The sequence below is a fragment of the Pseudomonas sp. 13B_3.2_Bac1 genome (genome assembly GCF_025466205.1).
Taxonomy (GTDB): Bacteria; Pseudomonadota; Gammaproteobacteria; order Pseudomonadales; family Pseudomonadaceae; genus Aquipseudomonas; species Aquipseudomonas fluorescens_H.
Genome location: NZ_JANLOG010000104.1, coordinates 26,376 through 47,185 on the forward strand (window position 1 = coordinate 26,376; position 20,810 = coordinate 47,185).

The window sequence follows — 20,810 nt, forward strand, 5'->3', positions numbered from 1 at the left end:
GCTGACAGGCCATGGTTTTATTAATAAGTTGAGTTTTTTATGCAAGTATCTGGCAGGTTTGAGAGGCATGCGGCGTATCTCCGTGAGGGCTGGAAAGGAAGAGCACTCATAGCACTCTTGGGGTTTGTCTTGTATTGGCTGATGCAAGCCGCAGGTGGATATGTTTTTCGAGAGAGTTCCGGTGAGTTTCTGATGGTAGTGGGCGCTCATTTGGTCGCCTGCATTGCGATGCTTGTGCTGTTTTGGCTGCTTCGAAAAATGCATCCGATCGGCAACCGTTTCAAAGGGGAAGGTTTTTCGAGCAATGCCTTTTGGCTAGGTCTGGCCAGCGTGGCGTTGCTGTATGTGACCAGCTATGCATTTTCGAAATGGATAGGGCAGCCTCCCGAGCCATTTATGCAGCAATTCATGAACGCGCTGAAGACGGGATCAATCTATAACAGCGGGATATTGCTGTTCCTCATTCTTGTACTGGCGCCATTGGGTGAAGAACTGGCTTTCCGTCATTTCCTGATCAATCTGTTTGCCTTCAAGAAGACGTTTTGGCGATACACCGCAATCTTGTTTTCAGCCGTGCTGTTTACAGCCGTTCATTGGCAATACTCGTTCAAAACGACCTTCGTGTCTCTCTTTGTTCTGGCGTTGATGTTGGCGATTGCCAGGCTCGCAACAGGGGGGCTGATGCTACCGATGATAATGCATGCTTTCGCCGGCCTGCTTGCGGTCGGACTTTATCCGTTTTTTTATTCTTGACCTGCTGCAGGTGCGGCGAGGGTTTCTTCTTCGATCGCTGCTCGTAGGCGCAAGAGTGCGAAGTAATGGGGGGCGGTTCGTCCCCCAAATTACTGAATATCCTTTAAGTAGTTAGTGAGCAGGGTCAGCGGTTGCTGAAACTGTTCAACAGACTCGGCCTGGCTGAACACCATCGACAGTCTGTGCAGCTCGCGGCCCAAGGGTTTCTCGACCCCACCCACTGCACTCATCGCCAACGCAAGGCACTCGTTCAGCTTGAACTGAATAGTCTCGACATCTCCGCGTCGCACCAGCAATTCGAACACGTCTTTTTGATAATCACCCATGACCATGTCATCCCGCAGAATCGGGCTCAGGCCTTCCTCCTCGTAAGCAAGTTTGAGGGAGAACAGGGCGACGGTTTCCAGTGACGTTTCCATGCAGTGAACCCTTTGAGATGTCCTGTCGGTGAAACAGAGGAAGATCAAAAGATCGCAGCCTTCGGCAGCTCCTACAACAGCGGCCACTTTCTGGCAGACGAAAAAAAAGGCCTTGCTAAGCAAGACCTTTCTTAATTTTGGTGCCCCGAGGGAGACTCGAACTCCCACTCCTTTCGAAAACGGATTTTGAATCCGCCGCGTCTACCAATTCCGCCATCAGGGCTCAATGGCGGCGAAGTATAGAGAGGTGACTACCGTTGGTCAATCACGTTTCATGGTCAATTTTCGATATTTCCGCTAGACTTTCCGGCCCTGCTAGACGAACCCCATCATGCGCGTTGCTGACTTTACCTTCGAGCTTCCTGATTCGCTGATCGCCCGCCACCCTTTGGCCGAGCGTCGCGGTAGTCGCCTGCTGACCCTTGATGGGCCGAGCGGCGCCCTTGCACACCGTCAATTCACTGATTTGCTTGAGCATTTGCGCCCGGGCGATTTGATGGTATTCAACAATACCCGGGTGATTCCGGCGCGGTTGTTCGGGCAGAAAGCCTCGGGCGGCAAGCTGGAAATCCTCATCGAACGCGTGCTCGATACGCACCGCGTGCTGGCCCATGTGCGTTCCAGCAAGTCGCCGAAGCCGGGTTCGAAGATTCTTATCGACGGCGGTGGCGAAGCCACGATGCTCGCGCGCCACGATGCGCTGTTCGAGCTGGGCTTTGCTGAAGAAGTGCTGCCGCTGCTCGATCGCGTCGGGCACATGCCGTTGCCTCCTTATATAGACCGCCCGGATGAAGGCTCGGATCGCGAGCGCTATCAGACCGTGTACGCCCAGCGCCTGGGTGCGGTGGCGGCGCCTACGGCGGGGCTGCATTTCGATCAGCCGCTGATGGAGGCGATTGCCGCCAAGGGCGTCGAGACCGCGTTCGTCACGCTGCACGTCGGTGCGGGGACGTTCCAGCCGGTGCGCGTCGACAAGATCGAAGATCACCACATGCACAGCGAGTGGCTGGAGGTCGGCCAGGATGTGGTCGACGCCGTTGCGGCGTGCCGCGCGCGTGGTGGACGGGTGATTGCCGTGGGCACCACTAGTGTGCGTTCGCTGGAAAGTGCCGCGCGCGATGGCGTGCTCAAGCCGTTCAGTGGCGACACCGACATCTTTATCTACCCGGGCCGGCCGTTCCATGTGGTCGACGCCCTGGTCACCAACTTCCATTTGCCCGAATCCACGCTGTTGATGCTGGTTTCGGCGTTCGCCGGTTATCCCGAAACCATGGCCGCTTATAAAGCCGCCGTCGACAACGGCTACCGCTTTTTCAGCTACGGTGATGCGATGTTCATCACCCGTAATCCCGCCCCGACTGCCCCTGAACAAACAGGCCCAGAGGAAACAGAATGAGTCGCGAATGTCGCATGTCCTTTGAACTGCTTGCCACCGATGGCAAGGCTCGTCGTGGTCGTCTGACCTTCCCGCGTGGCACCGTCGAGACCCCGGCTTTCATGCCGGTGGGCACCTACGGCACGGTCAAGGGCATGTTGCCGCGTGACATCGTCGCCACTGGCGCGGAAATCATTCTGGGCAACACCTTCCACCTGTGGCTGCGCCCGGGTACCGAGGTGATCAAGGAACACGGCGACCTGCACGATTTCATGCAGTGGAAAGGCCCGATCCTCACCGACTCCGGTGGTTTTCAGGTGTTCAGCCTGGGCGCCATGCGCAAGATCAAGGAGGAGGGCGTGACCTTCGCCTCTCCGGTCGATGGCTCGAAAGTATTCATGGGTCCGGAAGAATCGATGCAGGTGCAGCGCGATCTCGGTTCCGACATCGTGATGATCTTCGACGAATGCACGCCGTACCCGGCTGACGAAGATGTCGCTCGCGTTTCGATGGAGCTGTCGCTGCGTTGGGCCCAGCGCTCGAAAAACGCGCATGGCGACAATACCGCAGCGCTGTTCGGCATCGTTCAGGGCGGCATGCACCAGGATCTGCGCATGCGCTCGCTGGAAGGCCTGGACAAGATCGGCTTCGATGGCCTGGCCATTGGCGGTCTGTCGGTGGGCGAGCCGAAGCACGAGATGATCAAGGTGCTGGATTATCTGCCGGGCATGATGCCGGCTGACAAACCTCGTTACCTTATGGGCGTTGGCAAACCGGAAGATCTGGTTGAGGGTGTGCGCCGCGGTGTGGACATGTTCGATTGCGTGATGCCAACCCGTAATGCCCGCAATGGGCATCTGTTCATTGATACAGGCGTGCTGAAGATCCGTAACGCGTTCCATCGCCATGATGATTCGCCGCTGGATCCGACCTGCGATTGCTATACCTGCCAGAACTTCTCCCGCGCTTATCTGCATCACCTGGACAAGTGCGGCGAAATGCTCGGCAGCATGCTCAATACCATCCATAACTTGCGCCATTATCAGGTGCTGATGGCTGGTTTGCGCGAGGCTATTCAACAGGGTACATTGGCCGCCTTTGTCGATGCCTTCTACGCCAAACGCGGGCTCCCCGTTCCGCCTTTGGACTGAGTTTTCTGACCCCAAGATTCAACATTTGCAACTGGAGTGCTAAATGAGCTTTTTTATCTCTAACGCCATGGCTGACGCAGCTGCACCGGCTGCTGCAGGCCCAATGGGCGGCGGCTTCGAGTGGATTTTCCTGGTCGGCTTCCTGGTCATCTTCTACCTGATGATCTGGCGTCCACAGGCCAAGCGCGCCAAAGAGCAGAAGAACCTGCTGAGCAGCCTTGCGAAGGGTGACGAAGTGGTTACCACCGGCGGCATCGCCGGCAAGATCACCAAAGTGGCCGATGACTTCGTGGTTCTGGAAGTTTCCGACACCGTGGAAATGAAGTTCCAGAAGGGCGCCATCGCCGCCACGCTGCCAAAAGGCACGCTGAAAGCGATCTAAGGTTCCAACTTCTACTCAATCGACGGGGCGCGCAAGGCGCCCCGCGTTCATAACGGGCGGCGTGATGCTGAACAAATATCCTCTGTGGAAATACATTCTGATCCTGGCGGTGCTGGCGGTCGGTCTGATTTATTCCGCTCCCAATCTATACCCTGATGACCCGGCCATTCAGATCAGCGGCGCCAGCACGGCACTGCAGGTCAATCAGGCCGATCTGGATCGCGTCAGCACCGCGCTGCGTGAGTCCGGGATCAACGTCAAGGCAGCTTCGCTGGCCGCCAACGGCAAGGGCGGTCTGATCCGTCTGACCAAGGCTGAAGACCAGCTGCCGGCCAAGGACGTTGTGCGTAAGGCATTGGGTGATGACTACGTCGTCGCACTGAACTTGGCACAGACCACCCCGCAATGGCTGCGCAACCTCGGCGCGCACCCGATGAAGCTGGGTCTGGACTTGTCCGGTGGTGTGCACTTCCTGTTGGAAGTGGACATGGACAAAGCCCTCGACGCCCGCCTGAAAGTCTACGAAGGCGACGTCAAGAGTCTGCTGCGCAAAGAGAAGCTGCGCTATCGCAGCCTGCCACAACTGGGCGGCGCTATTCAGTTGGGCTTCAGCGATGCTGACTCCCGCGAACAGGCCCGTGCGCTGATCCGCAAGAACTTCAACGATTTCGACATTGTTCCGGCCGACCTCAACGGTCAACCGGTGCTGCGTCTGGCGATGACCCCGGCCAAGCTGGCGGAAATCCGTGAATACTCCATCAAGCAGAACTTGACCACGGTACGTAACCGCGTCAACGAGCTGGGTGTTGCCGAACCGATCGTTCAGCGTCAGGGCGCCAACCGCATCGTGGTTGAGCTGCCGGGCGTGCAGGACACTGCCGAAGCCAAGCGTATTCTCGGCAAGACCGCCAACCTTGAGTTCCGTCTGGCTGCAGAGCCGGGTGCTTCGAAAGCCACTTCCGAAACTTTCGAGTTCCGTGAAGGCAAGCGTCCTCCTGCGCAGATCGAGCGTGGCCTGATCATCACCGGTGACCAGGTGACCGACGCCAAGGCCGGTTTCGGCGAGCACGGCACACCTGAAGTGAACATCCGTCTGGATGGCCACGGTGGCGAGCTGATGAGCCGCGCGACCCGTTCGAACGTCGGTCGCAGCATGGCGGTGATCTTCATCGAACAGCGTCCGGTGACCACCTACGTCAAGCAGGTTGTCGACGGCGTCGAGAAAGACGTGCCGGTTCAGACCTTCAAGGAAGAGAAGAAGATCATCAGCCTGGCGACCATTCAGTCGCCGCTGGGCGCGCAGTTCCGCATCACCGGCCTGAACGGCCAGGGTGAATCGTCCGAGCTGGCGCTGCTGCTGCGTGCCGGTGGTCTGGCCGCGCCGATGTACTTCGCTGAAGAGCGCACAATCGGTCCGAGCCTGGGTGCTGACAACATCACCAAAGGTATCGATGCATCGCTGTGGGGCATGCTGTTCGTCTCGCTGTTCATCATCGCCATCTACCGCTTCTTCGGTTTGATCGCCACGGTCGCGCTGGCGGTGAACATGGTGCTGCTGCTGGCGCTGATGTCGCTGCTGGGTGCAACGCTGACCCTGCCGGGTATCGCCGGTATCGTCTTGACCATGGGTATGGCGGTCGACGCCAACGTGCTGATCTTCTCGCGGATCCGTGAAGAGATCGCCGCCGGCATGACCGTGCAGCGTGCAATCAACGAAGGCTTCGGCCGGGCATTCACCGCGATTCTCGACGCCAACCTGACCACTCTGCTGGTCGGCGGCATCCTCTTCGCCATGGGCACCGGCCCGGTGAAGGGCTTCGCAGTGACCATGTCCCTCGGGATCTTTACCTCGATGTTCACGGCCATCATGGTGACCCGCGCAATGGTCAACCTGATCTTCGGCGGACGTGACTTCAAGAAGTTGTGGATTTAAGGGGCTGCCATGTTACGTACAATCAACTTCATGGGCGTTCGCAACTTCGCGTTCGGCGTCACAGTGTTTCTCACGTTGCTGGCTATTTTCAGCGTCGTCCACAAGGGCATGAACTGGGGCCTGGACTTCACCGGCGGTACGCTCATCGAGCTGACCTACGAGCGTCCGGCCGATGTCACCAAGGTGCGTGAAGAGCTGGTGACTTCCGGTTATCACGAAGCCATCGTGCAGAGCTTTGGTGCAACCACCGACTTGCTCGTACGTATGCCAGGCGAAGACCCGCAGTTGGGTCATCAGGTCGCCGAGGCCTTGCAGAAAGTCGGCGGCGACAACCCGGCGACGGTCAAGCGTGTCGAGTTCGTCGGCCCGCAGGTCGGTGAAGAACTGCGCGACCAGGGCGGCCTCGGCATGCTGCTGGCGCTCGGCGGCATCCTGATCTACCTGGCTTTCCGCTTTCAGTGGAAATTCGCGGTCGGCGCGATCGTTTCGCTGATTCACGACGTGATCGTGACTGTCGGTATCCTGTCGTTCTTCCAGATCACCTTCGACCTGACGGTACTGGCGGCGGTACTGGCGATCATCGGTTACTCGCTGAACGACACCATCGTCGTGTTCGACCGGGTTCGTGAGAACTTCCGTGTGCTGCGTAAGGCTTCGCTGATCGAGAACATCAACATCTCGACCACTCAGACCCTGCTGCGGACTATGGCAACGTCGATCTCCACCTTGCTGGCGATCGCTGCGCTGCTGTTCTTCGGTGGCGACAACCTGTTCGGCTTCTCCATTGCCCTGTTCATCGGTGTTCTGGCGGGTACCTACTCGTCGATCTACATCGCGAACGTGGTGCTGATCTGGCTGAACCTGAGCACCGAGGATCTGATTCCTCCGGCCAACACCGAGAAGGAAGTCGACGACCGTCCATAACGGCCATCGCTTCTCCGGCTGTCAGCCCAGAAAAGGCGCGAGTTGAACTCGCGCCTTTTTTTATGCTCCAAGGCTGGGAGAAGCGCGGGACGCGTCCCGCATGTGATGGTCAGGAGGTTCATGTGAACAAGTCGTTGCTGGTTGGTGCGGTATTGGGTGCTGTCGGTGTGACTGCCGGGGGTGCTGTTGCCACCTACAGCCTGGTTAAAAGCGGCCCTGAGTATGCGCAAGTGCTGGCCGTAGAACCGGTCAAGACACAGATCAAGACTCCACGTGAAGTGTGCAAGGATGTGGCAGTAACCCGGCAGAAACCGGTTCAGGATCAGCACCAGATCGTGGGTACGGTGCTCGGTGCGGTCGGTGGTGGCCTGCTGGGTAACATGGTCGGCGGCGGTAACGGTAAGAAGCTTGCCACCGTTGCTGGTGCGGTCGGTGGCGGTTATGCCGGTAACAAGGTGCAGGAAGGCATGCAGAACCGCGACACCTACACGACCACCCAGACTCGCTGTAACACAGTGAATGACATCAGTGACAAGGTTGTCGGTTACGACGTGCGTTATTCGCTGGATGGCAAGGAAGGCAAAGTGCGGATGGATCGCGATCCGGGCAACCAGATTCCGGTCGACAAGGAAGGCAAGCTGATTCTGTCGCAGAATCAGCCAGGTCAATAACGGTCTGATCGTTTTGAAAAGAAGCACCCTTCGGGGTGCTTTTTTGTGGTCGCGATTCAGCGTCAGATCACCGCAATCCCAATGTGGGAGCGGGCTTGCTCGCGAAAGCGGTCTACCATCCAGAACTGATGTTGGCTGACGTGCCGCCTTCGCGAGCAAGCCCGCTCCCACAGTGGATTCGAGTGGACGCTGAAATCGCAGGCATAAAAAAAGCACCCCGAAGGGTGCTTTTTGCGTTTCGCCGGAAGCTTAGCGCTTCAGCGAAGCCGGCAGGTGCGGCTGGATCGCCGTCAGGACTGCCTTGAAGCATTTGGTGTTGCCGGCAACGATGTGGCCTTTCTCAAGGAAATCGTGACCGCCGGTGAAGTCGCTCACCAGGCCGCCAGCTTCTTGAATCAGCAGGGCGCCTGCAGCCATGTCCCACTCGGACAGGCCCGACTCCCAGAACGCGTCGAAACGACCGGCAGCCACGTAGGCCAGGTCCAGGCTGGCGGAGCCGGCGCGGCGGATGCCGGCAGTCTGGCCAACCAGGGCGCGGAACATGCCCAGGTAGTTGTCGAGGTTGTCCATCTGGTCGTCACGGAACGGGAAGCCAGTGCCCAGCAGAGCGCCGTCGAGGCTGGTGCGACCGCTGACGCGCAGACGACGACCGTTCAGTTGAGCGCCGCGACCACGGCTGGCGGTGAATTCTTCCTGGCGAACCGGGTCCAGAACCACTGCGTGCTCCAGGCGACCACGGTATTTGCAGGCAATGCTGACAGCGAAGTGAGGAATGCCACGCAGGAAGTTGGTGGTGCCATCCAGCGGATCGATGATCCACAGGTACTCTTCGCCTTCGATGCCGTTACCGACGTGCATGCCGGTTTCTTCACCCTGGATCGAGTGATTCGGGTAAGCCTTGCGCAGAGCATCGATGATTTTCTGTTCGGCGGCGCGATCGACCTCGGATACATAATCCTTGGCGTCTTTTTCGTCGACCTTGATGGTATCCAGGCGCTCGATGGAGCGGAAGATCAGTTCACTGGCGCTGCGGGCGGCGCGCAGCGCGATATTCAGCATGGGCTGCATGGATGTGTCACCTAAGGTTGTTAAAGAAAGCCGCGCATTCTATCAGAACTTTTCTTCAGGTGAAGGTCGCTGTTCGCTTTCATAGCTTAACGGTAGGCTGTTCTGTAAGATTTGCACCCCTTTCCTGTGTCCGAGAGCGCCTCCCTTGCTGCAGAACATTCGTGTCGTCCTGGTCAATACCAGCCACCCCGGCAACATCGGCGGGGCCGCGCGCGCCATGAAAAACATGGGTCTGTCGCGGCTGGTGCTGGTCGAACCGCGGTTGTTTCCGCACCACGAAGCCGATGCTCGAGCTTCCGGTGCCGGGGATATCCTTGAAAATGCTCAAGTCGTCGCCACTCTGGAAGACGCTCTGGTCGGCTGCAATCTGGTGCTCGGCACCAGCGCCCGTGACCGTCGCATTCCCTGGCCGTTGCTCGATCCGCGCGAATGCGGGAGCAAAGTGGTCGAAGAGGCGGGGCAGGGCGCGGAAATCGCGTTGGTATTCGGTCGTGAAGACTCCGGCCTGACCAACGAGGAGCTGCAGCGATGTCACTTTCATGTGCACATCCCCTCCGATCCTGGGTTCAGCTCGCTGAACCTCGGGGCGGCGGTGCAGGTGTTGAGCTATGAAGTGCGCATGGCCTGGCTGGCTGCTCAAGGCCAGCCGACCAAGATCGAGAAAGAAGAAGTGGCCTCGGTGAAAAGTGCCGAGCTGGCGACCATGGATGAGCTGGAGCGCTTTTATGAGCATCTGGAGCAGACGCTGGTCGCCATCGAATTTCTCGATCCGGAAAAACCGCGGCACTTGATGGCGCGCCTGCGTCGTTTGTATGGGCGCAGCTCGGTCAGCCGGGCGGAAATGAATATTTTGCGTGGCATCCTCACGGAAACCCAAAAAGCGGCCCGTGGTGAGCTTCTTAAGCGGAAGGACTGAATGATGTTTGAGCGTTTGCGTGAAGATATCCAAAGCGTATTCCATCGAGATCCGGCGGCGCGTAACGCTTTTGAAGTCCTGACCTGCTACCCCGGCATGCATGCGATCTGGATTCACCGGCTGGCCGGCATGCTGTGGCGCAACGAGCTGAAATGGCTGGCGCGACTGGTGTCGAACTTCGGTCGCTGGCTGACCGGGATCGAGATTCATCCGGGGGCCAAGGTCGGTCGGCGTTTCTTTATCGATCACGGCATGGGCATCGTCATTGGTGAAACCGCCGAGATCGGCGATGACGTGACCATTTATCAGGGCGTAACGCTCGGTGGTACCAGCTGGAACAAAGGCAAGCGCCACCCGACGCTGGGTGATGGCGTGGTGGTCGGTGCTGGCGCCAAAGTGCTCGGGCCGTTCACGGTAGGGGCCGGCGCCAAAGTCGGCTCCAACGCAGTGGTCACCAAGGAAGTGCCGCCGGGCGCCACAGTGGTGGGGATTCCGGGGCGGATCATCGTCAAAACCGATGAAGAGCAGGACGCCAAGCGCAAGGCGATGGCTGAGAAGATTGGCTTCGATGCTTATGGTGTCAGCGAAGACATGCCCGATCCGGTGGCCCGTGCCATCGGTCAGTTGCTCGATCACCTGCAAGCGGTGGATGGGCGGCTGGAAGGGATGTGCGGCGCGCTGAAGGATCTGGGCAGTAATTACTGTGCGAAAGATCTGCCTGAGCTGCGCGAAGAAGATTTCGCTTGCGTGAAGGGCAAGGATCAGAGCCAGGCCAGCTAAACCGCGGCGCTGCGTTTCGCGAGCAGGCTCGCTCCCACATTGGAATGCATCCCCCTGTGAGAGCGGGCTTGCTCGCGAAGAACGATAACGCGGTACCGCTGGCTGTACGCCGCCAGCCTTTGCTATGATGCGCGCGCTCTTTTGCGGGTAAACCCGACTAAAGCACTAGGTCTTATAGTTGACTTAAATGCTCGGGAATTGCATACTCCCGCCCATTCCGAACTCCGTGGTAATTGTCCATGCGACTGACTACAAAAGGCCGATACGCCGTGACCGCCATGCTTGACCTGGCGTTGCACGCGCAGCACGGGCCGGTGTCCCTGGCCGATATCTCCGAGCGCCAAGGCATCTCCCTGTCCTATCTCGAACAGCTTTTCGCCAAGCTGCGCCGCAGTAACCTGGTTTCCAGTGTTCGCGGCCCAGGCGGTGGTTATCAGTTGTCGCGCGACATGCAGGGCATCCAGGTGGCTCAGGTGATCGATGCGGTCAACGAATCGGTCGACGCTACAAAGTGCCAGGGCCAGGGCGATTGCCATTCCGGCGACACCTGCCTGACTCATCACCTGTGGTGCGATCTGAGCCTGCAGATTCACGAATTTCTAAGTGGTATCAGCTTGGCTGATCTTGTGACTCGCCGTGAGGTGCAAGAAGTAGCCCAGCGTCAGGACCAGCGTCGTTGCAACAGCAAGGCGCCACGCCTGGACAAGATTGAAGCGTCCGCCGTCGAATGACAGCCGAAGAGCTAGCGGAACGCCAGCCCTGATTTAGGAGATAGTCCATGAAATTGCCGATTTACCTTGATTACTCTGCGACCACCCCGGTCGATCCGCGCGTTGCGCAAAAGATGAGTGAATGCCTGCTGGTCGACGGAAACTTCGGTAACCCGGCGTCCCGTTCCCACGTGTTCGGCTGGAAAGCTGAAGAGTCCGTCGAAAATGCCCGTCGTCAGGTGGCCGATCTGGTCAACGCCGACCCGCGCGAAATCGTCTGGACGTCCGGCGCCACCGAATCCGACAACCTGGCAATCAAGGGTGCGGCGCATTTCTATGGCTCCAAAGGCAAACACCTGATCACCAGCAAGATCGAACACAAGGCTGTTCTCGACACCATGCGCCAACTGGAGCGTGAAGGTTTCGAAGTGACCTACCTCGAGCCGACCGAAGACGGTCTGATCACCCCGGCGATGATCGAAGCGGCACTGCGCGAAGACACCATTCTGGTGTCGGTGATGCACGTGAACAACGAAATCGGCACCATCAACGACATCGCTGCCATCGGCGAACTGACCCGCTCCAAGGGCGTTCTGCTGCATGTTGACGCGGCTCAGTCCACCGGCAAGGTCGAGATCGATCTGCAGAAGCTGAAAGTCGACATGATGTCGTTCTCCGCCCACAAAACCTACGGCCCTAAAGGCATCGGCGCCCTGTACGTCAGCCGCAAGCCGCGTGTGCGCATCGAAGCGACCATGCACGGCGGCGGTCACGAACGTGGCATGCGTTCCGGCACTCTGGCGACCCACCAGATCGTCGGCATGGGCGAAGCCTTCCGCGTAGCCAAGGAAGACATGGCTGCCGAAAACGTACGCATCAAGGCCCTGAGCGATCGTTTCTTCAAGCAGGTCGAGCACCTGGAAGAGCTGTACGTCAACGGCAGCCTGACCGCCCGCGTTCCGCACAACCTGAACCTGAGCTTCAACTACGTTGAAGGCGAGTCGCTGATCATGGCGCTCAAGGATCTGGCGGTATCGTCCGGTTCGGCCTGCACTTCGGCGTCCCTGGAGCCTTCGTACGTACTGCGCGCCTTGGGCCGCAACGACGAACTGGCACACAGCTCGATCCGTTTCACCTTCGGCCGTTTCACCACCGAAGAAGAAATCGACTACGCCGCGCAGAAAGTCTGCGAGGCCGTTACCAAGCTGCGCGCTCTGTCGCCGCTGTGGGACATGTACAAAGACGGTGTCGACATTTCGAAAATCGAGTGGGCGGCACACTGATTTCAAGTCGCCGCGAACCGGCCCTGCGACCCAAGGTTGCGGGGCTTAAAGAGCGACTCTCTGATGAGTGAGGATTAAGCATCATGGCTTACAGCGAAAAGGTCATCGACCACTACGAAAACCCGCGCAACGTCGGCAAGATGAACGCGGAAGACCCGGATGTCGGCACCGGCATGGTCGGCGCTCCGGCGTGCGGCGACGTGATGCGTCTGCAGATCAAGGTCAACGATCAGGGCGTTATCGAAGACGCCAAGTTCAAGACCTACGGCTGCGGTTCGGCAATCGCTTCCAGCTCCCTGGCCACCGAGTGGATGAAGGGTAAGACGCTGGACGAGGCCGAGACCATCAAGAACACTCAGCTGGCCGAAGAACTGGCCCTGCCGCCAGTGAAAATCCACTGCTCGGTACTCGCTGAAGACGCTATCAAAGCGGCTGTTCGCGACTACAAGCAGAAGAAAGGCTTGATCTAAGCATTGCGCGACGAGTAAGGAGTCAACGATGGCTATCAGCATGACAGAAGCGGCTGCTCGACACGTGCGACGCTCCCTCGACGGGCGCGGCAAAGGTGAAGGGATTCGTCTGGGTGTTCGCACCACAGGCTGTTCCGGCCTTGCCTACGTGCTGGAGTTTGTCGACGAGGTGGTTGCCGAGGATCAGGTGTTCGAAAGTCACGGCGAGAAAGTGATCATCGACCCGAAAAGCCTGGCCTACCTGGACGGCACCGAGCTCGATTTCGTCAAGGAAGGGTTGAACGAAGGCTTCAAGTTCAACAATCCCAACGTTCGCGGTGAATGTGGCTGCGGCGAAAGCTTCAACATCTGAGGCTTGTCGTGGGTATTCCTTGTCATTTCGCTTTATTCGAGCTGCAACCGAGCTTTCGCCTGGATCTCGAGCAGTTGGCCACGCGCTACCGTGAGTTGGCGCGCGGTGTTCATCCTGACCGCTTTGCCGACGCCTCCGAGCGCGAACAGCGGTCGGCGCTCGAGCAGTCTGCGCGGCTCAACGACGCGTACCAGACGCTCAAGAGTCCTGCCCAGCGTGCACGCTACCTGCTGACCATCAGCGGGCATGAAGTGCCGATGGAAGTCACGGTCCATGACCCCGAGTTTCTTTTGCAGCAGATGCAGTGGCGCGAAGAGCTCGAAGACCTCCAGGACAGCGCCGACCTCGACGGTGTCGCGGTATTCAAGCGTCGCCTGAAAGTGGCTCAGGAACAGTTGAACGAAAGCTTCGCAGCCTGTTGGGATGATGCAGCGCAACGCGAACAGGCCGAACGCCTGATGCGGCGCATGCAGTTCCTCGACAAGCTCACCTACGAAGTGCGCCAGTTAGAAGAGCGCCTCGACGATTAACCCAGTGCCGCTCCGGTCGCACGCCTGATATACAGATAAGTCCTGATCACGATGGCCCTACTGCAGATCGCCGAACCCGGCCAAAGTCCTCAACCGCACCAGCGTCGTCTGGCTGTGGGGATCGACTTGGGCACTACCAATTCGCTGGTCGCTGCGTTGCGCAGTGGTCTTTCCGAACCACTGGCCGACGCTGACGGGCAGGTCATCCTGCCGTCCGCCGTGCGTTATCACGCCGACCGCGTCGAGGTTGGCGAGTCGGCCAAACTGGCCGCGTCCTCCGATCCCTTGAACACTGTGCTGTCGGTCAAGCGCTTGATGGGTCGTGGCCTGTCCGACGTCAAGCAATTGGGCGAGCAACTGCCATACCGCTTCGTCGGTGGCGAATCGCACATGCCGTTCATCGACACCGTGCAAGGCCCGAAAAGCCCGGTCGAAGTCTCCGCCGATATCCTCAAGGTCCTGCGTCAGCGTGCTGAAGCGACCCTGGGTGGCGAGCTGGTCGGTGCGGTGATCACCGTTCCGGCGTATTTCGACGATGCTCAGCGTCAGGCCACCAAAGATGCGGCGAAACTCGCCGGTCTGAACGTGCTGCGCCTGCTCAACGAGCCGACGGCGGCTGCCGTGGCTTATGGTCTGGATCAGCATGCCGAAGGTCTGGTGGCGATTTATGACCTGGGCGGCGGTACGTTCGATATTTCGATTCTGCGTCTGACTGGCGGTGTGTTCGAAGTGCTGGCCACCGGCGGCGACAGCGCCCTGGGCGGCGACGACTTCGATCACGCGATTGCCGGCTGGATCATCGAGAGCGCCGGTCTGTCCGCCGATCTCGATCCGGGTGCGCAACGCAATCTGCTGCAAACTGCCTGCGCGGCCAAAGAAGCCCTGACCGATGCGGCCAGCGTTGAAGTCGCCTACGGTGACTGGAAAGCGCAGTTGACCCGCGAAGCCTTCGATGCGCTGATCGAGCCAATGGTTGCGCGCAGCCTGAAAGCCTGCCGCCGCGCCGTGCGTGATTCCGGTATCGAGCTGGAAGACGTGCATGCCGTGGTCATGGTCGGTGGTTCGACCCGCGTTCCACGTGTACGCGAGGCCGTTGCCGAAGCCTTCGGTCGTCAGCCATTGACGGAAATCGACCCGGATCAAGTGGTGGCCATCGGGGCCGCGATCCAGGCGGATACGCTGGCTGGCAACAAGCGCGATGGCGGCGAACTGCTGCTGCTCGACGTGATTCCGCTGTCCCTTGGGCTGGAAACCATGGGCGGGCTGATGGAGAAGGTAATTCCGCGCAACACCACCATCCCGGTCGCCCGTGCTCAAGACTTCACCACTTATAAAGACGGCCAGTCGGCCATGGCGATCCACGTCTTGCAGGGTGAGCGTGAGCTGATCAGCGACTGCCGCTCCCTGGCGCGCTTCGAACTGCGCGGCATTCCGGCGATGGTGGCCGGTGCGGCGAAGATTCGCGTGACCTTCCAGGTCGATGCCGACGGTCTGCTCAGTGTTTCGGCCCGTGAACTGGGTTCAGGCGTTGAAGCGAGCATTCAGGTCAAGCCGTCCTACGGCCTGACCGACGGCGAAATCGCCAAGATGCTCAAGGATTCGTTCCAGCACGCCAATGACGACAAGGTCGCCCGCGTCCTGCGCGAGCAGCAAGTCGATGCCCAGCGCCTGATCGAAGCGGTACAGGGTGCTCTGGAGGCTGATGGCGAGCGTTTGCTCGACGCCGAAGAGCGCATGGTCATCGAGCTGCAGATGCAGGAACTGGCCGAACTGATGAAAGGCACCGATGGTTACGCCATCGAGCAGCAGACCAAGCGTCTGTCGCAAGTGACCGATGCTTTTGCTGCCCGCCGCATGGATCTGACGGTGAAAGCCGCTCTGTCGGGGCGCAATCTGAATGAAATCGAGGATATCTGATGCCGCAGGTCATTTTTCTGCCCCACGAGAAGTTTTGCCCTGAAGGCATGGTGGTCGAGGCTGAGCCCGGCACTTCGATTCTCGATCTGGCTCACGAACACCATATCGAGATGGAAAGTGCCTGCGGCGGCGTCTGCGCCTGCACCACTTGCCATTGCATCATCCGCGAGGGTTTCGACTCGCTGGAAGAGGCGGACGAGCTGGAAGAAGACTTCCTCGATCGTGCCTGGGGCCTGGAAGCGCAATCGCGCCTGGCCTGTCAGGCTATCGTCGGCGAAGAAGACATCACCGTCGAGATTCCGAAATATTCGCTTAACCATGCGGCCGAAGCGCCGCACTGACTGGTAAGACTGTCATGAGCTACGGTTGGAATGATGTTCAACGCATTGCAGAAGAATTGGCCGAAGCCAAGCCGGATGTAGATCCGCTTTCTGTCAATTTCGTCGACCTGCAGCGATGGATCATGGAATTGCCTGACTTCGACAACACCTCTGGCCGTGTCGGCGAGAAGGTGTTGGAAGCGGTTCAGGCACTCTGGATCGAAGAAGTCGACTGATCGTCCTCGCAGGTTAGGCAATACCCAAGAACCCGCGTATAATTCGCGGGTTTAATTTTTCGCAAATTACTGTTTCTGGAGTTACACCATGGCTGTTCAACGTACTTTCTCCATCATCAAGCCTGACGCTGTTGCAAAAGGCGCTGCCGGCGAAATCGTTACCCGTTTCGAAAAGGCTGGTCTGAAAGTTGTTGCTTCGAAAATGAAGCAGCTGTCCAAAGCCGAAGCTGAAGGCTTCTACGCTGAGCACAAAGAGCGTGGTTTCTTCGGTGACCTGGTTGCTTTCATGATCTCCGGTCCAGTGGTTGTTCAGGTTCTGGAAGGCGAAAACGCTATCGCTCGCAACCGTGAGCTGATGGGCGCTACCAACCCTAAAGAAGCTGCTGCCGGCACCATCCGTGCTGACTTCGCTGAGTCGATCGACGCCAACGCCGTTCACGGTTCGGACTCCGAAGCCGCTGCTGCTCGTGAAATCTCGTACTTCTTCGCAGCTACTGAAGTAACCACTCGCTAAGCATTGCTTAAAGAGTGAAGGTGAATCCATGACTACATCGACTGTTAAAACAAACCTGCTGGGTCTGACCCAGCCGGAAATGGAAAAATTCTTCGACTCAATCGGGGAGAAGCGTTTCCGTGCCGGTCAGGTAATGAAATGGATTCACCACTTTGGCGTCGATGATTTCGACGCCATGACGAACGTCAGCAAGGCCTTGCGCGACAAGCTCAAGGCTATTGCTGAAGTCCGTGGTCCCGAAGTGGTCAGCGAGGACATTTCCAGCGACGGCACCCGCAAGTGGGTGGTGCGCGTGGCATCCGGCAGCTGTGTCGAGACCGTCTACATTCCCCAGGGCAAACGCGGCACTCTGTGCGTTTCGTCCCAGGCAGGCTGTGCCCTGGACTGCAGTTTTTGCTCCACCGGCAAGCAAGGCTTCAACAGCAACCTCACCGCCGCCGAAGTCATCGGTCAGGTGTGGATTGCCAACAAATCCTTCGGCAGTGTTCCCGCCACCATCGACCGCGCCATCACCAACGTGGTGATGATGGGCATGGGCGAACCGCTGCTGAACTTCGACAACGTCGTGGCCGCCATGCATCTGATGATGGATGACCTGGGCTACGGGATCTCCAAGCGCCGCGTGACCCTGTCCACTTCGGGCGTGGTGCCGATGATCGATGAGCTGGCCAAGCACATCGACGTCTCCCTGGCGTTGTCCCTGCACGCACCGAATGACGCATTGCGTAACCAATTGGTGCCGATCAACAAGAAATATCCGCTTAAGATGTTGCTCGAGTCGTGCCAGCGCTACATGTCCGCCCTTGGCGAGAAGCGTGTGCTGACCATCGAGTACACCTTGCTCAAGGACGTCAACGACAAGCTTGAGCACGCCGTGGAAATGATCGAGCTGCTGAAAGACATTCCGTGCAAGATCAACCTGATTCCGTTCAACCCGTTCCCGCATTCCGGTTACGAGCGGCCGAGCAACAACGCCATTCGTCGGTTCCAGGATCAGTTGCATCAGGCCGGCTTTAACGTCACTGTCCGCACCACCCGTGGTGAAGACATCGACGCCGCATGTGGTCAATTGGTAGGGCAGGTGCTGGATCGCACCCGTCGCAGCGAACGTTACATCGCCGTGCGCGAGTTGAGCGCCGACAGCGATCTGGCACAGAACGCCGCGAACACTAACTAAGAGAGGATCTCTATGTCCCTGCGCTTTGCGCTGCTGTTGCTGATGGCCAGCCTGTGTGCTGGTTGTGTCCTGTCGGGTGACTACAACCCGATGAAGACCAGCAAGGGCCGCGACGAAGCGCGTGCCGCCTACGTGCAGCTGGGATTGGGATACTTGCAGCAAGGGATGACCGAACGGGCCAAGGTACCGCTGAAGAAGGCGCTGGAACTGGACGATTCCGATCCTGATGCCAACGCCGCCCTCGGACTGGTGTTCCAGGCCGAAATGGAGCCGAAACTGGCCGACGAACATTTCCGCAAAGCCCTGTCCTCGCGTCCCACCGATGCACGAATCCTCAATAACTACGGCAGTTTTCTCTACGAAGAACAGCGTTACAAGGAAGCCTACGAGCGTTTTGAGCAGGCAGCCGCCGATACCCTGTATCCTGAGCGTTCGCGGGTCTTCGAGAACCTCGGCATGACCGCTTCGAAGCTCGGGCAGCGGGATCTGGCGCAGCAGCAACTGGAAAAAGCCCTGCGGCTGAACCGTCAACAACCCCGTGCTTTGCTGGAAATGGCTGAGTTGTCCTTCGAAGACAGGCATTATGTGCCCGCGCGTGACTATTACGACCGTTTCAGCCTGCTAACCGAGCAAAATGCACGTAGTCTATTGCTCGGCGTTCGGCTGGCAAAAGTGTTTGAAGATCGCGACAAGGCCGCCAGTTATGGCCTGCAATTAAAACGACTCTATCCCGGTACGCCGGAATATCAGCAATACCTGTCGGAGCAATGATGAAAGCGGCGCATCCCGAAGTTGTAGCAGCGACTCGCGTTAATCCCGGTGAGACTTTGCGCCAGGCCCGCGAAAGCAATGGCTGGTCGCTGGCCGAAGTGGCCCTCAAGCTCAACCTCACCGTGACTTCCCTGAGCAATCTTGAAGCTGGCGCTTTCGACAAGCTGCCGGGGCATACCTTCGCTCGCGGTTACATTCGCGCTTACGCCAAGTTGCTCGGCATGGATCAGACCGTTCTGGTCCAGCAATTCGACCAGTCCACCGGTACCGACTCCCAAGGCAGCAATGTGCATGCGTTGGGGCGTATCGAAGAGCCGGTGCGGGTTTCCCATACCATTTTGCGTATCGTCAGCCTGTTGTTGCTGATCGCGGTCATCGGCGGCGGTTTCGTCTGGTGGCAGGATCAGACCTCGCTGCGCACCAAAGACTTGACCAGCCTGGTTCCGGAGCACGTCGAAGTCGAAGGCGCCGACGGCACCACGCAGATTCACCCGATCGATGAGCCGGAAGACCAGGCCGTTGCCGAAGGTCAGGCCGAGGGCGCAACCGCTCTCGCACTGCCGCAATCGGAAACCACCGCTGAAGCGACGGGTGCCGAGCCTGCCGCTCCGGCAACTGCTCCAGCTGCCCCGGCTGCGACCACACCAGCTGCACCGGTTCATACGCCGGCTCCGGTGGTGGCCACCCCGGCGACTCCAGCACCTAACGTTCCGGCCACACCAGCACCGACCGTCACCGCTCCAGTGACCGCGGCCACAGCTGCGCCAACCGTAGAAACGGCTGCCCCAGCTGCCGGCGACGGCCAGGTGCAACTGCAGTTCACCGCCGATTGCTGGGCACAGGTCACCGACGGTCGCGGCAAGGTGCTGTTCAGCGGTCTGAAACATAAAGGCGACAGCGTTTCGGTTTCCGGCAAGCCGCCACTGGCGGTGCGTCTGGGTGTGGCTCGCGCCGCACAGGTCAGCTACAACGGCCAACCGGTCGATATCGCTCCGTTCACCAGTGGCGAGACTGCTCGCCTGAAGTTGGGTCAATAAGTCATGCACGGCGAATCTCCAATCAAACGTCGCGTTTCGCGCAAGATCTGGGTCGGTAACGTGCCTGTTGGCGGCGATGCGCCTATCGCTGTGCAGAGCATGACCAACAGCGACACCAATGATGTGGCTGCCACAGTCGCGCAGATCAATCGTCTGGAAGCCGCCGGCGTCGACATCGTCCGCGTTTCGGTACCGGACATGGACGCCGCCGAGGCGTTCGGCAAGATCAAACAACTGGTCAAGGTGCCGCTGGTTGCCGACATCCACTTCGACTACAAGATCGCCTTGCGCGTGGCCGAACTGGGTGTGGACTGCCTGCGCATCAACCCGGGCAACATCGGTCGTGAAGACCGGGTGCGCGCCGTGGTCGATGCCGCCCGTGATCGCGGGATTCCGATCCGCATCGGCGTCAACGCCGGTTCCCTGGAAAAAGACCTGCAGAAGAAATACGGCGAGCCGACCCCGGCTGCGCTGGTCGAGTCCGCGCTGCGGCACGTCGAGCACCTTGAACGCCTGAATTTCCAGGACTTCAAGGTCAGCGTGAAAGCTTCCGATGTGTTCATGGCCGTTGAAGCCTACCGTCTGCTGGCGAAAGAAATCGTCCAGCCGCTGCACTTGGGTATCACCGAAGCCGGTGGTTTGCGTTCGGGCACAGTGAAATCCGCCGTGGGCCTAGGTATGCTGCTCGCCGAGGGGATTGGCGATACTATCCGCATCTCGCTGGCGGCCGATCCGGTCGAGGAAGTGAAGGTCGGGTACGACATTCTCAAGTCTTTGCATCTGCGTTCCCGTGGCATCAACTTCATCGCCTGCCCGAGCTGCTCGCGGCAGAACTTCGATGTAGTCAAGACCATGAACGAGCTGGAAGGGCGCCTTGAAGACCTGCTGGTGCCGCTGGATGTCGCGGTGATCGGTTGCGTGGTCAACGGCCCCGGCGAAGCCAAGGAAGCCCATATCGGCTTGACCGGCGGCACGCCAAACCTGATTTACATCGACGGCAAGCCGTCGCAGAAACTGACGAATGACAATCTGGTGGACGAGCTGGAAAAGCTGATCCGCCAGAAAGCGGCCGAAAAGGTCGAAGCTGACGCAGCGGTCATCGCGCGCGGCTGAGCCTGACT

The 20,810-nt window shown here is 59.0% G+C and carries 24 protein-coding genes and 1 tRNA gene; 22 read left to right on the plus strand and 3 right to left on the minus strand.

Features of this window, described 5'->3' with window-relative positions; translation table 11 throughout:
• The first annotated feature begins 39 nt into the window (after nt 1-39).
• Nucleotides 40-753, plus strand: coding sequence for a CPBP family intramembrane glutamic endopeptidase (locus NTD85_RS16255; RefSeq protein ID WP_262142685.1), 714 nt, complete (start codon nt 40-42; stop codon nt 751-753).
• A gap of 89 nt (nt 754-842) precedes the next feature.
• On the opposite strand, the gene NTD85_RS16260 is transcribed toward NTD85_RS16255, so the two are convergent.
• Together NTD85_RS16260 and NTD85_RS16265 are read right to left on the minus strand one after the other, a co-directional pair.
• Entirely contained in the window at nt 843-1,172 is a 330-nt protein-coding gene (locus NTD85_RS16260) for a hypothetical protein (protein ID WP_262142686.1), read from the minus strand.
• Nucleotides 1,173-1,310: 138 nt separating this feature from the next.
• Nucleotides 1,311-1,395 (minus strand) — tRNA-Leu (locus NTD85_RS16265).
• 108 nt (nt 1,396-1,503) lie between these two features.
• Between NTD85_RS16265 and queA the strand changes: the two genes are divergently transcribed.
• The 6 genes from queA to NTD85_RS16295 all read left to right on the plus strand — a co-directional run bounded on the left by queA (nt 1,504) and on the right by NTD85_RS16295 (nt 7,608).
• Nucleotides 1,504-2,568 carry a tRNA preQ1(34) S-adenosylmethionine ribosyltransferase-isomerase QueA gene (gene queA / locus NTD85_RS16270; RefSeq protein ID WP_003227927.1) on the plus strand — a complete coding sequence of 355 codons (1,065 nt, stop codon included), beginning with the start codon at nt 1,504-1,506 and terminating at the stop codon, nt 2,566-2,568.
• 14 nt (nt 2,569-2,582) lie between these two features.
• Nucleotides 2,583-3,698 (plus strand): tRNA guanosine(34) transglycosylase Tgt, encoded by a 1,116-nt coding sequence (gene tgt, locus NTD85_RS16275; RefSeq protein WP_161794909.1) that lies wholly within the window; start codon nt 2,583-2,585, stop codon nt 3,696-3,698.
• A gap of 43 nt (nt 3,699-3,741) precedes the next feature.
• Complete coding sequence (yajC, locus tag NTD85_RS16280; protein WP_003227923.1) at nt 3,742-4,080, plus strand: preprotein translocase subunit YajC; 339 nt, start codon at nt 3,742-3,744, stop codon at nt 4,078-4,080.
• 64 nt (nt 4,081-4,144) lie between these two features.
• Complete coding sequence (gene secD / locus NTD85_RS16285) at nt 4,145-6,013, plus strand: protein translocase subunit SecD (protein ID WP_003227922.1); 1,869 nt, start codon at nt 4,145-4,147, stop codon at nt 6,011-6,013.
• A 9-nt stretch (nt 6,014-6,022) separates the two neighbouring features.
• Nucleotides 6,023-6,937: a protein translocase subunit SecF gene (secF, locus tag NTD85_RS16290; RefSeq protein ID WP_003227920.1), complete on the plus strand. Its 915-nt coding sequence runs from the start codon at nt 6,023-6,025 to the stop codon at nt 6,935-6,937.
• Nucleotides 6,938-7,059: 122 nt separating this feature from the next.
• Nucleotides 7,060-7,608, plus strand: a complete 549-nt coding sequence (locus NTD85_RS16295; RefSeq protein ID WP_003227918.1) for a glycine zipper 2TM domain-containing protein — start codon at nt 7,060-7,062, stop codon at nt 7,606-7,608.
• A 249-nt stretch (nt 7,609-7,857) separates the two neighbouring features.
• Here NTD85_RS16295 and suhB read toward each other — a convergent pair whose 3' ends face one another.
• Nucleotides 7,858-8,676 carry an inositol-phosphate phosphatase gene (gene suhB, locus NTD85_RS16300; RefSeq protein ID WP_003227916.1) on the minus strand — a complete coding sequence of 273 codons (819 nt, stop codon included), beginning with the start codon at nt 8,674-8,676 and terminating at the stop codon, nt 7,858-7,860.
• Between the two features lie 145 nt (nt 8,677-8,821).
• Here suhB and trmJ point away from each other — a divergent pair, with 145 nt between their 5' ends.
• The 15 genes from trmJ (at nt 8,822) to ispG (ending at nt 20,802) form a co-directional block, all read left to right on the plus strand.
• The gene (trmJ, locus tag NTD85_RS16305; protein WP_003227915.1) at nt 8,822-9,592 is read left to right on the plus strand and encodes a tRNA (cytosine(32)/uridine(32)-2'-O)-methyltransferase TrmJ; all 771 of its coding nucleotides are present in this window, start codon (nt 8,822-8,824) and stop codon (nt 9,590-9,592) included.
• Between the two features lie 3 nt (nt 9,593-9,595).
• On the plus strand, nt 9,596-10,372 hold the full coding sequence (gene cysE / locus NTD85_RS16310; protein ID WP_003227913.1) for a serine O-acetyltransferase: 777 nt from the start codon (nt 9,596-9,598) through the stop codon (nt 10,370-10,372).
• A 239-nt stretch (nt 10,373-10,611) separates the two neighbouring features.
• Nucleotides 10,612-11,103, plus strand: coding sequence for a Fe-S cluster assembly transcriptional regulator IscR (iscR, locus tag NTD85_RS16315; RefSeq protein WP_003227911.1), 492 nt, complete (start codon nt 10,612-10,614; stop codon nt 11,101-11,103).
• A gap of 47 nt (nt 11,104-11,150) precedes the next feature.
• A complete protein-coding gene (locus NTD85_RS16320) occupies nt 11,151-12,365 on the plus strand; it encodes an IscS subfamily cysteine desulfurase (protein WP_003227909.1) in 1,215 nt (404 codons plus the stop codon).
• 83 nt (nt 12,366-12,448) lie between these two features.
• Nucleotides 12,449-12,835, plus strand: coding sequence for a Fe-S cluster assembly scaffold IscU (gene iscU, locus NTD85_RS16325; RefSeq protein WP_003227907.1), 387 nt, complete (start codon nt 12,449-12,451; stop codon nt 12,833-12,835).
• A gap of 28 nt (nt 12,836-12,863) precedes the next feature.
• The gene (iscA, locus tag NTD85_RS16330) at nt 12,864-13,187 is read left to right on the plus strand and encodes an iron-sulfur cluster assembly protein IscA (protein WP_003227904.1); all 324 of its coding nucleotides are present in this window, start codon (nt 12,864-12,866) and stop codon (nt 13,185-13,187) included.
• 8 nt (nt 13,188-13,195) lie between these two features.
• Nucleotides 13,196-13,717 carry a co-chaperone HscB gene (hscB, locus tag NTD85_RS16335; RefSeq protein WP_003227901.1) on the plus strand — a complete coding sequence of 174 codons (522 nt, stop codon included), beginning with the start codon at nt 13,196-13,198 and terminating at the stop codon, nt 13,715-13,717.
• A gap of 51 nt (nt 13,718-13,768) precedes the next feature.
• Nucleotides 13,769-15,634 carry a Fe-S protein assembly chaperone HscA gene (gene hscA / locus NTD85_RS16340; RefSeq protein WP_003227899.1) on the plus strand — a complete coding sequence of 622 codons (1,866 nt, stop codon included), beginning with the start codon at nt 13,769-13,771 and terminating at the stop codon, nt 15,632-15,634.
• A complete protein-coding gene (fdx, locus tag NTD85_RS16345) occupies nt 15,634-15,975 on the plus strand; it encodes an ISC system 2Fe-2S type ferredoxin (RefSeq protein ID WP_003227897.1) in 342 nt (113 codons plus the stop codon). The genes hscA and fdx overlap by 1 nt, the downstream gene beginning before the upstream one ends.
• Nucleotides 15,976-15,989: 14 nt before the next feature.
• Entirely contained in the window at nt 15,990-16,190 is a 201-nt protein-coding gene (gene iscX, locus NTD85_RS16350; protein ID WP_027619659.1) for a Fe-S cluster assembly protein IscX, read from the plus strand.
• 88 nt (nt 16,191-16,278) lie between these two features.
• Nucleotides 16,279-16,704: a nucleoside-diphosphate kinase gene (ndk, locus tag NTD85_RS16355; protein ID WP_003227894.1), complete on the plus strand. Its 426-nt coding sequence runs from the start codon at nt 16,279-16,281 to the stop codon at nt 16,702-16,704.
• Between the two features lie 28 nt (nt 16,705-16,732).
• Nucleotides 16,733-17,881: a 23S rRNA (adenine(2503)-C(2))-methyltransferase RlmN gene (rlmN, locus tag NTD85_RS16360; RefSeq protein ID WP_003227893.1), complete on the plus strand. Its 1,149-nt coding sequence runs from the start codon at nt 16,733-16,735 to the stop codon at nt 17,879-17,881.
• Nucleotides 17,882-17,893: 12 nt separating this feature from the next.
• Nucleotides 17,894-18,652 (plus strand): type IV pilus biogenesis/stability protein PilW, encoded by a 759-nt coding sequence (gene pilW / locus NTD85_RS16365; RefSeq protein ID WP_003227892.1) that lies wholly within the window; start codon nt 17,894-17,896, stop codon nt 18,650-18,652.
• The gene (locus NTD85_RS16370) at nt 18,652-19,689 is read left to right on the plus strand and encodes a helix-turn-helix domain-containing protein (RefSeq protein WP_201136661.1); all 1,038 of its coding nucleotides are present in this window, start codon (nt 18,652-18,654) and stop codon (nt 19,687-19,689) included. The genes pilW and NTD85_RS16370 overlap by 1 nt, the downstream gene beginning before the upstream one ends.
• A 3-nt stretch (nt 19,690-19,692) precedes the next feature.
• Entirely contained in the window at nt 19,693-20,802 is a 1,110-nt protein-coding gene (gene ispG, locus NTD85_RS16375; RefSeq protein ID WP_003227888.1) for a flavodoxin-dependent (E)-4-hydroxy-3-methylbut-2-enyl-diphosphate synthase, read from the plus strand.
• Nucleotides 20,803-20,810 lie beyond the last annotated feature (8 nt).